General features: G+C 39.7%; 9 protein-coding genes and 1 pseudogene. 9 read left to right on the forward strand and 1 reads right to left on the reverse strand.

The annotated features are described in order from the left end of the window. The first annotated feature begins 7 nt into the window (after positions 1-7). Positions 8-2,290 carry a DNA translocase FtsK gene (locus tag PROCOU_RS00865; protein ID WP_036069183.1) on the forward strand — a complete coding sequence of 761 codons (2,283 nt, stop codon included), beginning with the start codon at positions 8-10 and terminating at the stop codon, positions 2,288-2,290. Positions 2,291-2,342: 52 nt separating this feature from the next. Here PROCOU_RS00865 and proG read toward each other — a convergent pair whose 3' ends face one another. Continuing rightward, positions 2,343-3,176: a pyrroline-5-carboxylate reductase ProG gene (gene proG / locus PROCOU_RS00870; protein ID WP_036069185.1), complete on the reverse strand. Its 834-nt coding sequence runs from the start codon at positions 3,174-3,176 to the stop codon at positions 2,343-2,345. Positions 3,177-3,492: 316 nt separating this feature from the next. Here proG and PROCOU_RS00875 point away from each other — a divergent pair, with 316 nt between their 5' ends. The 8 genes and pseudogenes from PROCOU_RS00875 (at position 3,493) to PROCOU_RS00910 (ending at position 12,777) form a co-directional block, all read left to right on the forward strand. Further along, a complete protein-coding gene (locus PROCOU_RS00875; RefSeq protein WP_036069069.1) occupies positions 3,493-4,560 on the forward strand; it encodes a BMP family lipoprotein in 1,068 nt (355 codons plus the stop codon). Positions 4,561-4,943: 383 nt separating this feature from the next. Next, entirely contained in the window at positions 4,944-6,479 is a 1,536-nt protein-coding gene (locus PROCOU_RS00880) for an ABC transporter ATP-binding protein (RefSeq protein ID WP_036069070.1), read from the forward strand. Continuing rightward, positions 6,472-7,524, forward strand: coding sequence for an ABC transporter permease (locus tag PROCOU_RS00885; protein ID WP_036069072.1), 1,053 nt, complete (start codon positions 6,472-6,474; stop codon positions 7,522-7,524). Before PROCOU_RS00880 ends, PROCOU_RS00885 begins: the two co-directional genes overlap by 8 nt. Beyond that, positions 7,521-8,471 carry an ABC transporter permease gene (locus PROCOU_RS00890; RefSeq protein WP_036069074.1) on the forward strand — a complete coding sequence of 317 codons (951 nt, stop codon included), beginning with the start codon at positions 7,521-7,523 and terminating at the stop codon, positions 8,469-8,471. The genes PROCOU_RS00885 and PROCOU_RS00890 overlap by 4 nt, the downstream gene beginning before the upstream one ends. A gap of 122 nt (positions 8,472-8,593) precedes the next feature. Continuing rightward, positions 8,594-9,878 (forward strand): annotated as a pseudogene (gene yfmF / locus PROCOU_RS18990) (EF-P 5-aminopentanol modification-associated protein YfmF). Continuing rightward, entirely contained in the window at positions 9,875-11,155 is a 1,281-nt protein-coding gene (gene yfmH / locus PROCOU_RS00900) for an EF-P 5-aminopentanol modification-associated protein YfmH (RefSeq protein ID WP_036069076.1), read from the forward strand. The pseudogene yfmF and the gene yfmH overlap by 4 nt, the downstream one beginning before the upstream one ends. Before the next feature lie 148 nt (positions 11,156-11,303). After that, the gene (gene ymfI, locus PROCOU_RS00905) at positions 11,304-12,038 is read left to right on the forward strand and encodes an elongation factor P 5-aminopentanone reductase (protein ID WP_036069078.1); all 735 of its coding nucleotides are present in this window, start codon (positions 11,304-11,306) and stop codon (positions 12,036-12,038) included. Between the two features lie 34 nt (positions 12,039-12,072). Continuing rightward, the gene (locus tag PROCOU_RS00910) at positions 12,073-12,777 is read left to right on the forward strand and encodes a helix-turn-helix domain-containing protein (protein WP_425268377.1); all 705 of its coding nucleotides are present in this window, start codon (positions 12,073-12,075) and stop codon (positions 12,775-12,777) included. The last annotated feature ends 19 nt before the right edge of the window (positions 12,778-12,796 follow it).

A 12,796-nucleotide genomic window follows, 5' to 3' on the forward strand; every position in this document is an offset into this window, starting at 1 on the left:
GGGAAATTTGACAAATCAAACAAAGAAAAAAAAAAACGTCTCGTGCAAAAAAAAAACGACACGTAAGAAGAAACAAACAGCAAAATCTTACTCCTTTGAAATCAGCGGAGTTATACTAGCCGGACTCAGTCTAATCGGCCTATTTCAGTTGGGTTTCATGGGACGATTCATTTACGCGCTAGGCGAATTTATTGCTGGTGAATTAGCGATTGTATTGCTTACTGGTTTAACTATACTAGGCATTTATTTCATTTTTAAAGGAAACGTTCCGAATCTATTTACAAAACGTTTGAATGGTATATATTTGATTTTTATTGGATTGTTAACGTCTTTTGAAATGTGGTACGTCACGCATGTGCTCTCAGATGGTGCAGCTATCTTTAGTTCTATGTTGAAACTACTCAGCCAAAACATCTGGCATCCAAGTCAAATTGACCAAGTTGGTGGTGGAATTGTCGGCTCAAGCATTGTCGCTGTTACATATTTTTTAATAGACCGAGTCGGTACAAACATTTTTGCTACGATTCTATTCTTGTACGGCTTGTCTTTACTAACTGGAATCCCATTAAAAACCGCCTTCACAAAAATCGTAAATGTGCTTCGTAGCATATTCGACTGGTTAAATCAGTTTTTTGAGCAACATAAAAACCGTAAGCCAAAACCTAAAAAGGTGACGAAACCTAAACCAGTAATAGAAGAAAAACCGGTTCTTGAGGTTGTGGAGGATAATACGGAACCAAAGCTACCACCAATTATCTCCAATTTCCAGAAAAAACAAGAGATAATCAATAATGCGTCCGAAATGCAACCGGAGCAAGATGAAGAAGCGCCACCAATTACTTTTCAGCAGGAATCATTTGAAAACGAAATTTATCAACTACCACCAATAGATATACTGACGCCAGCAGAACCGACTGATCAAAGTGCAGAATATGATCAAATTAAAGCTAATGCACAGAAATTAGAGTCCACCTTCGAGAGCTTTGGCGTGAAAGCAAAAATAACACAAGTTCACTTAGGACCTGCAGTTACAAAGTATGAAGTCCAGCCATCTGTAGGTGTAAAAGTAAGTAAAATTGTAGGACTAAGCGATGATATTGCCCTTGCTCTCGCCGCTAAAGATATCCGAATTGAGGCACCAATTCCTGGGAAATCAGCAATTGGAATTGAAGTGGCCAATCAAAATGTTGCGATGGTTGCGCTTCGTGAAGTTTTAGAAAATAATCCTGGTGACCGCCCAGACGAGAAACTACAGATTGCTTTAGGCCGGGATATTTCAGGAGATGCCATCGTTGCAAATCTTGATAAAATGCCACATTTGCTTGTCGCAGGAGCAACAGGAAGCGGGAAGTCGGTTTGCATTAACGGGATTATTACAAGTATTTTGCTACGTGCAAAACCACATGAAGTCAAAATGATGATGATTGACCCAAAAATGGTTGAACTTAATGTGTATAACGGAATACCCCATTTGCTTGCCCCAGTAGTAACCAACCCGAAAAAAGCTGCACAAGCGTTGCAAAAAGTAGTTTCGGAAATGGAGCGACGTTACGATTTATTTTCTCATACTGGAACACGAAACATGGCTGGATATAATGCGCATGTTCGTCAACATAACGAGCAAAACGAAGCAAAGCAAGCCGAACTGCCTTTTATTGTCGTTATTGTCGATGAGCTAGCCGACCTTATGATGGTCGCTTCCAATGACGTGGAAGATGCTATTACACGTTTAGCGCAAATGGCACGTGCAGCTGGTATTCACCTAATTATCGCGACACAACGTCCTTCTGTTGATGTTATTACCGGCGTTATTAAAGCTAATATCCCATCTCGAATCGCGTTTGCTGTATCGAGTTCCATTGATTCCCGCACGATTTTAGACATGGGAGGTGCTGAGAAATTGCTTGGGCGGGGCGATATGTTATTCCTTCCAGTAGGAGCCAGCAAACCTGTGCGTATTCAAGGTGCATTTCTTTCCGATCAAGAAGTAGAGGACATCGTGTCGTTCGTCGTTGCCCAACAAAAAGCGCAATACAACGAAGATATGATTCCCGATGAAGTACCAGATATTGCAGTAGAAGCTGAGGATGAACTTTATAATGAAGCAGTTGAGCTAGTCCGTGAAATGCAGACAGCTTCGGTTTCCATGTTACAAAGGAAGTTCAGAATAGGTTACAACCGTGCAGCTCGTATTATTGATGAGATGGAGCAACGAGGCGTTGTTGGCCCGCATGAGGGGAGTAAGCCGCGACGTGTAAACATTGGTGATATGCCAGAATACGAAGATTAAGATTCCTATAAGGAGACGCAGGATAATTTTTCGCATCCTGCGTCTCTTTTTTCTATAAAAGTTCCTCTATTTGCTCCTTTATTTCTGCATGGTGGTCATCGTATTTCGCTTCTGTTCGCTGTAATAACTCATCAAAAAAGGCAGGTAATTTGGCTTCACTAAGCGCAACGCCTTCCGCTGTAATTCCACCTTTTGTCGCCACGCGTTTAATCAGTGACTCAAACGTGTAACCTTTCTCTGCCAGCAACTTAGATGTCCCAGCTAAAGAATTACTAATCATTTGAAAAACTTCTGCTTCTGTTAAATTTGATTTGCGAACAGCTGCTTGTACAAACTGTTCAAAAATCGCCGCAATAAATCCTGGAGAAGAACTCGTCAAGTCACTTGCCAAATCAATGTTTTCCTCAGCGACTTCTTGAACTGAGCTGAACGTTCCAAGTGCCGTGCTTAACCAAACTTGATTCGGAGCAGAAACAGCCGTATCGTGATTCACTAAGCTCGTCCCAATACCAACAGATGTTGTTAGTGAAGGAATTAGCTTACTAAACTGCACATTTGTTGCCACTTTTTTCAAATCATTAACAGAAACACCTGCTGCAATCGAAATAATGTGTTTTTCACTAGAAAATGCTACCTTATTTTCTAGCAAAACAGGCAAGACACCAAGGGGTAAAACACAAACAAAGGTATGCTCTGCCTGCTCAAAAACTTCTAAACTCGTCCTGGCAATTGTAATTTCAGGGAATAATTCATGAATTTCCTGTAATTTTTCATTTTCCGAACGTGTATAGATAATAAAATCTTTAGGCGCCACATCTGCATGCGCTAAAAACTGTCGTGTCAATAAATCCGCCATACTTCCGTAACCAATAAAACCAACTTTCATGCTAATCATCTCGTCTCTAATAAAAATTATGCTATTCTTCCAGCACATATCTCTATTATGCAAATCTTCAGCGCTACATGCAAGCCATTTACTCATTGAAAAGAGTTAATTTTCCGAATATATTTGAAATATTTACTTTGAGCTTCGATATTTATTTATTTGAAATTCCATGGTATATTAAAAAGAGTTAGAGTATCCGTTTTCAAGGAACGCTATTAGATATAGCAAAAGGGGAACTTAAACCATACATAATTTCTAATCGTTCGTATTTGTGATACTAATAACTACAATTTTATCTCTCGGGAGGGGTTTCAAGGTGAAAAAGCGTACATTTGCTTTAGCACTATCCATGATTATGGCAACAGGCGTTGTGCTTGGTGCATGTGGATCATCAGATGACAGCAAGAAGAGTGGCGACGACAAGGACAACTTTACAGTAGCAATGGTAACAGATACTGGTGGGGTAGATGACCGTTCATTTAACCAATCAGCGTGGGAAGGTTTACAAAAATTCGGTAAGGCTAACGGTCTTGAAAAAGGAACGGACGGCTTTAACTATTTACAATCTGCATCAGAAGCAGATTTCAAAACAAACTTAAACACGGCAGTCCGTAGTAATTACAGCCTTATCTACGGCATCGGTTACAAATTAAAAGATGCCATTGAAGATGTTTCCAAACAAAAACCAAAAAACAAATTCGCGCTTGTGGATGATACAATTACAGATCGCGATAATGTTGTAAGTATCGGCTTTGCAGACCAAGATGGTTCATTCCTTGTCGGCGTTGTTGCTGGTTTAACAACGAAAACAAACAAAGTTGGATTTGTTGGTGGCGTTAAAGGCGCAGTTATCGATCGCTTTGAAGCTGGATTCACGGAAGGCGTTAAAGCTGTGAATCCGAAAGCAGAAGTAAAAGTACAATATGCGAATGATTTCGCGAAAGCAGATAAAGGGCAACAAATTGCTGCTGGTATGTATAATGGTGGCGTAGATATTATTTTCCACGCAGCTGGTGCAACTGGTAACGGTGTATTTGCGGAAGCTAAAAACCTGAAGAAAAAAGACCCAGCCCGTGCTGTATGGGTAATTGGTGTTGACCGTGACCAATGGGATGAAGGTGCTGTAACGGCTAACGATGGTAAGGAATATAACGTAACGCTAACATCTGAAATCAAACGTGTAGATATCGCGGTTGATGATTTAGCAACACGCACAAAAGCAGGGGACTTCCCAGGTGGGGAGAAGATTGAATACGGTCTTGATAAAAATGCTGTAGGTCTTTCTCCAAGTCAAGATAACTTATCTAAAGAAGTTCTAGCCAAAGTAGACGAATACAAACAAAAAATCATTGACGGTGACATTAAAGTTCCAGAAAAACCTTGATGATTGCTTGATGGATAAAAGCCGGTTTGTTGAACCGGCTTTTATTAATGTTCTAATCTAGTTTTTATTTTTCGTTCGTATTGTAAGCGTTTCAACCTATAAAGTGTTGGATTATATTCTCTAATCCTAGGTCAAAATGCATATTTTTTAAAAATATCGTCTATTTTTACGCTTTTTTTCAAAAAAGGAATTGCAATGTAACTCATTTAGAAATAGAATAAGGTGATGACTTTTTTGGAATACTACATATTCTCGTTTTATGCACAAATAAAAAAGAACTTATTGACATGTGATTTTAAATCTTGTAAAACGGTTTACATCAAAAAGGAAATCGAATTCATTCACAAAAGGTGGATATTAGCTATTATAAGGGGAGTGAGACAGTGGATTATGTTATTGAAATGTTAGGGATCAGAAAAGAGTTTTCTGGGTTTGTAGCAAACGATAACATTACCTTACAGCTTAAGCGTGGCGAAATTCACGCGCTGCTAGGTGAGAATGGTGCTGGGAAATCAACACTAATGAATGTTTTGTTCGGACTTTATGAACCAGATGGTGGCGAAATTCGTGTCAACGGCAATGTAGAAGCGATTAATAGCCCCAACAAAGCCAATGACCTCGGAATCGGTATGGTGCATCAACATTTTATGCTTGTCGATAAATTTACAGTAGCCGAAAATATTATATTAGGAAAAGAGCCTAGTAAATTTGGCGTCATTGAAAAAAAGAAAGCCATTGAAGAAATTAAGACTATTTCCGACCGCTACGGTCTAAAAGTGGATCCACATGCCAAAATAAGCGATATTTCAATCGGTATGCAGCAACGAGTAGAAATCCTCAAAACATTGTATCGTGGCGCTGATATTCTTATTTTTGATGAACCTACTGCTGTTCTGACACCACAAGAAATTAAAGAACTTATCTCGATAATGCGTACACTCATTAAAGAAGGCAAATCGATTATTCTAATCACGCATAAATTAAAAGAAATCATGGACGTTTGTGATCGAGTAACCGTTATTCGTCGCGGAAAGGGCATGGGAACTGTCAATGTTCCGGAAACTAGCCCACAAGCCTTGGCAAATCTCATGGTTGGTCGTGAAGTGGTCTTTACGACCGAAAAAACACCTGCAAATCCAGGTCAAGATGTGCTTGAAGTCAAAGATTTAGTCGTCAAAGAAAGTCGTGGTGTCGAAAGCGTTCGCGGTCTTAATCTTACCGTTCGTGCTGGCGAAATTGTTGGTATCGCTGGTGTTGATGGAAACGGTCAAAGCGAGCTCATTCAAGCAATTTCAGGGCTAACAAAAACGACTAGCGGTTCAATTTTACTAAAAGGAGAACATATCGAAAACAAGAAACCTCGTCGTATCACGGAATCAGGCCTCGGTCATATTCCAGAAGATCGCCATAAACACGGACTTGTTCTTGAAATGTCATTAGGTGAGAATATCGCCTTACAAACCTATTACAAAAAGCCCATTTCCAATAAAGGGTTTCTAAACCATAAAGAAATGTATGACTTTGCGCGAAGACTCATTGAAGAATATGATGTTCGTACAAGTAGTGAATACGTAGCGGCGAAAGCTCTTTCTGGTGGGAATCAGCAAAAAGCCATTATTGCCCGTGAAATTAGCCGAGATCCTGATTTTCTCATTGCAGCTCAACCAACACGTGGACTTGATGTTGGCGCTATTGAATTCATTCATAAACGTCTTATCGAACAACGCGATGAAGGAAAAGCCGTCTTATTGATGTCTTTTGAACTTGATGAAATCATGAATGTGAGTGATCGCATTGCTGTCATTTATGAAGGTAAAATCGTAGCCATTGTAAAACCTGAGGAAACAACAGAACAAGAACTAGGTCTTCTCATGGCTGGATCAGCAAAAGTGGAAACGGGGGAAAAAACACATGTCTAAAAAAGTTCAAGCCCTTGTTATCCCAGTTACAGCGGTTATTCTCGGTTTACTATTTGGAGCTTTGATTATGCTGCTATTTGGATATAATCCGATAGACGCATACATTGCACTTTTCCAAGGCGCATTCGGCGATTCCTTCTATCTTGGAGAAACAATTCGCCAAGCAACACCTTATATTTTAGTCGGCCTATCGATTGCAATTGCTTTTAAAGCCGGGCTTTTCAACATTGGTGCAGAAGGACAACTTCTTATGGGATGGATTGGAGCTGTAGCAGTTGGTCTGACCTTTGACGGATTAGATAAATGGATACACTTACCACTTGCACTCTTGGCGGGTATCCTCTGTGGTGCTTTCTGGGCCTTCATTCCAGGGATTCTGAAAGCCACACTAAAAGTCAATGAAGTTATTGTAACAATTATGTTAAACTATACAGCGCTTTACATTTTCAACTATATCGTGCAAAACGTCCTAACAAAACAATTGGACAAAACAAAAGAAGTTCCTGCATCTGCATCGCTGCAATCACCATTCCTGCAAGAAATGACGCAATATTCATCGCTTCACTGGGGAATCTTGATAGCTGTCGGTTGCGCACTTATTATGTGGCTTGTTATCAATAAAACGACATTTGGTTATGAGTTGAAATCAGTCGGTTTTAACCAAAATGCTTCCAAGTACGCTGGTATGAGTGTCGCGAAAACGATTGTCATTTCGATGATTATCGCAGGTGGCCTTGCTGGGCTGGCAGGCGCAATGGAAGGTCTTGGAAACTACGGCACAGCTTATGTACTTCCAACATCTCCTGGTACTGGTTTTGACGGTATTGCCGTTGCTTTACTTGGTGGTAATTCACCAATCGGTATCATCTTCTCCGCCATCCTATTCGGAGCATTAAAAGTAGGATCGCTAAACATGCCTGCTGTCGCTGGCGTTCCAAACGAGCTAGTAAACGTGGTTATCGCGCTTATTATCTTCTTCGTTGCATCCAGTTATATTATCCGCTGGGCAATGGATAAATTTGCGAAGGGGGCGAAAACAAAATGATTTCGACTTTAGCGATTATTGTCTCTAGTACATTATTAATGGCTGGACCACTCATTTTCACAGCGCTCGGAGGCGTTTTCTCAGAACGAGGCGGCGTTGTTAACATCGGGCTTGAAGGTATGATGATTATGGGTGCTTTCTCATCGATTGTTTTTAATTTAACTTTCGCGGATGTTTTCGGCAACTGGACACCTTGGGTTGCGCTTTTAGCTGGTATGTTTGTCGGTGGGGTATTCTCACTCGTACATGCGGTTGCGACGATTAATTTCCGCGCCGATCACGTTATTAGTGGTGTAGCAATTAACTTTTTAGCACTCGGTATTTCCTTATTCCTTGTCAAAGTTATTTATGACAAAGGACAAACCGATCAAATTAAACACTATTTCGGAAAACCAGATATTCCGCTTTTAAAAGATATTCCCGTGATTGGCGATATTTTCTTCAAAAATGTTCCAGTCATGAGTTACGTCGCCATTCTAGTAGCGATTCTTTCTTGGTTTATCATCTATAAAACAAGATTTGGCTTGCGTCTTCGCTCTGTTGGGGAACATCCACTAGCAGCGGACACAATGGGAATCAAAGTTCGTTGGATGAGATATCAAGGCGTTATCATTTCTGGTATTCTCGGCGGTTTAGGTGGTGCAGTTTATGCCCAATCCTTTACACTTGATTTCGGTCACGCGACAATTTCTGGGCAAGGTTATATGGCCTTAGCTGCGATGATCTTTGGTAAGTGGAATCCACTTGGTGCGATGGGAGCGGCAATTTTCTTCGGATTTGCGCAGTGTCTGAGTATTATCAGTGGCCAATTACCATTCTTTAGTGGTATTCCAGATGTTTACCTCCAAGTTGCACCTTACGTATTAACCATTCTTGCTCTTGTTGGTCTAATCGGAAAATCCGAAGCTCCTAAAGCAGATGGTGTAAATTATATTAAAGGAAAATAACAAGCAACACCCAATTTCGTCTAGATTTGCGAAATTGGGTGTTTTTCAGTCTGTAGCATTTGTTTAGCGAGGGATAATAAGGTACAATAAACAGTGCTTAGCCAAATAAGGAGGGATTTTTAATGACAACTCACAAACAGGAATATAAAGAACAAATTGGCGCGATTCAATTAACACTTATTCCTTCTGACAAATATAAATCAAATAAAATTGTATTTAAATTCAGAGCACCACTCGATCGTAAAACGACGACAAAACGTGCCTTAATTGCCACATTAATGGAAACTAATACGAAAAAATATCCGACACAAACTGCTTTTCGTAAAGAATTAGCAAGCTTATATGGGGCTAGTTTTTATGCATCAGTGGACAAGAAAGGGAACGAGCATGTTATTACCGCTATTCTTGATATGGTAGATGGCCAGTTTGTACCGAATGGTGATACATTGCTCGAAAAAGCTTTCACGCTCATTCAAGAGATTATTTTTAATCCAAATGTAATAGACGGTAGTTTCCATGAGGCAACGGTTGCTCGTGAAAAAGAGAATTTGGTGCAACGTTTAGAGAGTGTATACGATGATAAAATTCGCTATGCCAACAAGCGTTTGACAGAGATTATGTTTGCTAATGAGAACTATAAATATGGAGCAGCTGGTGTATTAGAAGATATCCCAAATATTACTGGTACCGATTTATATGATTATTACCAACAGTTTTTAGCTGAAGATACTGTCGATTTATTCATTTGCGGTGATGTGAAAAAAGAGGATGTTATTCCACTTCTAAAAAAAATTACCATTTGCAGATCGTAAATATCGTGAATTAGACGTTATCGCGCCTATCCATCCTAAAGAAGTCCATACAGTCAAAGAAAACCAACCAATTAACCAAGGAAAACTCGTTCTTGGTTACCGCACGAATATTTTATTCGGTGAAGATGCCTATGTTCCGCTACAGCTTGCTAATGGTTTACTTGGCGGCTTTGCAAATTCAAAGATTTTTATTAATGTCCGCGAAAAAGCGAGTTTAGCGTATTATGCGAGTAGCCGAATTGATTCATTCCATGGTTTCATGCTTATTTCAGCAGGTATTGATGAGAAAAATTATGAACAGGCGCTTACAATTATTAAAGAACAAGTCGCCTCTATGCAAACTGGTGATTTCACAGAGGAAGAACTAGCCCAAACGAAGGCGATGCTATCAAACCAGCTCCTAGAAGCCAATGATCAAGCACAGGGTCTTATTGAACTTGCTTACAACAACACGTTGAAAAAAGCAAATCTGGATTTATCAAACTGGTTAAAACGCATTTCCGAGGTTACAAAAGAAGAAGTAGTTACCGCCGCAAAATCGTTTGAGCTCGACACAATCTACTTCCTGAGCAAAGGAGCCGATTCTAATGAATAAAAAAAAGTTATGATCAGTTAAAAGAAGCCGTTTACTACGAAACATTGGATAATGGCCTACAAGTATATGTCTTGCCAAAACACGGTTTTAGCAAAACTTTCGCGATTTTCACAACCAATTATGGCTCGATTGATAATGCATTCGTACCACTTGGTCAAGAAGCATTTACGCGCGTTCCAGATGGTATCGCACATTTCCTAGAGCATAAACTATTCGAAAAAGAAGATGGCGATGTATTCTTCAAATTTGGTGAAAAAGGAGCCTTTACTAACGCTTTTACATCTTTTACACGTACGGCTTACCTATTCTCAAGCACATCAAATGTCGAAGAAAACCTCGAAACATTAGTTGATTTTGTGCAGGAACCTTACTTTACAGAAGAAACTGTTGAAAAAGAAAAAGGGATTATCGGGCAAGAAATTCAGATGTACGATGACGATGCTGATTTCCGCGTTTATTTTGGCGCAATCGAAAATATGTATCACCACCACCCTGTGAAAATTGACATCGCAGGTACTATTGAATCTATTGCTGATATCGACAAAGACCTTTTGTATCTTTGCTATAATACATTTTACCATCCGAGTAACATGATTCTCTTTATCGTTGGAAACATAGATCCTGAACAAGCTATTGAGCAAGTACGCAACAACCAAGCGAAAAAGACATTCACCCCTCCAAAACCAGTGAAGCGACACTTTCCGGATGAACCTAAATCGGTTGCCGTTTCTAAGAAAAAATTGAAATTTCCCGTTCAAATCGCCAAAAACCTAGTAGCTATTAAAGAAGACATCGGCACATTGCGCGGCAAAGAAGCCGTACAACATGAAATGACAGCAGACATTCTATTGGAACTAATGTTTGGTACTACATCTGATGCTTATCTTGAATTGTACGACCAAGGTATCATTGACGATACGTTTGGATTTGATTATAGTTTACAAGACAGCTTCTCTTTTGCTCTCGTTGGTGGTGACGCGAAAGACCCAGATTTACAAGAAAAGAAAATTAAAGAAACATTCGAAAAAGCGCTAAAAAATGGTTTTAACGAAGATGATTTAGAGCTTTTAAAACGGAAAAAGATGGGGCAATTTTTACGCTCGTTGAATTCACCTGAATTTATCGCAAACCAGTTTTCGCAGTATATTTTTGAAGAAGCTTCCTTATTTGATATTTTACCAGCCATTGAAGCTGTCACAGTAGCTGACGTAGAAGCATTCCTAAAACGAATTTATTTGGAAGATCGAATTACGACGTTTCAAATTGTCCCAGAGTAATACTACAGAAGGAGCTTTGATAGACTGCTTTCATCCACGCCTCAGCGCGCTGGGAATCTTTAAGATTTCTTTAACTTAATAAAAAAAATGGCAATTAGACGCGAGTCGTGCTATGATGAAAGAAATGGATAGAAGGGAATAATCGGCTTTGGGAAATAATACGAAATACGCGGTAATTACTGGGGCAAGTGGAGACATAGGCAAAGAAATCGCGATTGCACTTGCAAAACAAGGATTTCACCTATATTTACACTATTATCGTAACGAGAAGGCGATTGCGCAACTGCTAGAAGAACTAGTTTTTTTCGATGTAGATGTTATTCCGATTCAAGCTGATTTTACTAATTCTGATGCTATATCACGATTGCAAGACTCCATTTTTCAATTAGACGTATTTGTCCACGCTGCTGGAAATAGCTATTATGGCTTATTTCAAGACATGCCGGACTTGGAAATAAAGAATTTATGGGATATCCATGTTCATTTTCCGATGCAATTATTGCAGAAATGGATTCCAAAGTTGCAACGAAGCGATGCTGGACGAATTATTTTTATTAGTTCTATCTGGGGAGAAGTTGGGGCTGCGATGGAAGTGGCCTATTCAGCTGTAAAGGGAGCACAGATTTCTTTTTGCAAGGCGCTGGCTCAAGAAATAGCTGCGTCAGGCGCAACTGTCAATGTAGTATCTCCAGGAATGGTAGATACAAAAATGAATCACCTTTTTGACGAGGATGAGAGGACAGCATTATTAACGGAAATTCCAATGCACCGATTCGCAAAGCCGGCAGAAGTTGGAGAAGTGGTCACTTTTTTAGCAAGTGATTGCGCAAGTTATATAACTGGACAAACGATACGTCTTGACGGTGGCTGGTTTATGAGGTAAGAAAAAGATTTTATGTAATGGTAGGTGTTTAAAATTGACCGAACTAGGTGAGAAACTCAAAAATGCAAGGCGAACGAAAGGTCTCAGTCTTGACGATCTACAACAAATAACAAAGATTCAAAAACGCTATCTTGTTGCAATTGAAGAAGGCAACTATGCTGTAATGCCTGGTAAATTCTATGCGCGTGCTTTTATTAAACAATACGCAGAGGCAGTTGATTTGAACAGTGAGGAACTCTTTCAAGAATTTGAAAATGAAGTGCCTGCTACAAATCAAGAAGCCGTTGTAAATGAACAAATAACGCGTGCGCAGCAACGTCGTGCTCCACTGGCCGCAAGTCAACCAGGGAACGACAATCCACACACAACACATTCCGTATTTGGTCTCGTTCCGAAAATTCTAATCGCACTATTTATCGTTGTGATTGGCTTCGTTATTTGGTATTTCGCTTTCTACAATGCTGGTGGATCTGGCAATGAAGTAAATACGACAAGCAATGGCGATTCCACAATCAAAGTAGATGACGGAACAAAGAGTGATTCTGACACCAAGAAAGACACTACAACTGATAAAGAAAAGCCCAAAGAAGAAAAAAAAACCAGAGAAAAAAAGACGAACCAAAGAAAACAGAAATCAAATCTGAAACATCTGGAAATGCAACAACATATACTGTTTCCAACGCAGATAAACTTTCTGTCACATTCACTTTATCTGGTGGCGAAAGTTGGATTCAAGTAACTGATGATGCTGGTTCAAG

Source organism: Listeria rocourtiae FSL F6-920, from assembly GCF_000525975.1.
Lineage (GTDB): Bacteria > Bacillota > Bacilli > Lactobacillales > Listeriaceae > Listeria_A > Listeria_A rocourtiae.

Bases quoted from the DNA above. Each gene is read 5' to 3' on its own strand.
- proG (WP_036069185.1), bottom strand. From the start codon at position 3,176: ATGAAAGTTGGTTTTATTGGTTACGGAAGTATGGCGGATTTATTGACA.
- PROCOU_RS00885 (WP_036069072.1), top strand. From the start codon at position 6,472: ATGTCTAAAAAAGTTCAAGCCCTTGTTATCCCAGTTACAGCGGTTATT.
- PROCOU_RS00890 (WP_036069074.1), top strand. From the start codon at position 7,521: ATGATTTCGACTTTAGCGATTATTGTCTCTAGTACATTATTAATGGCT.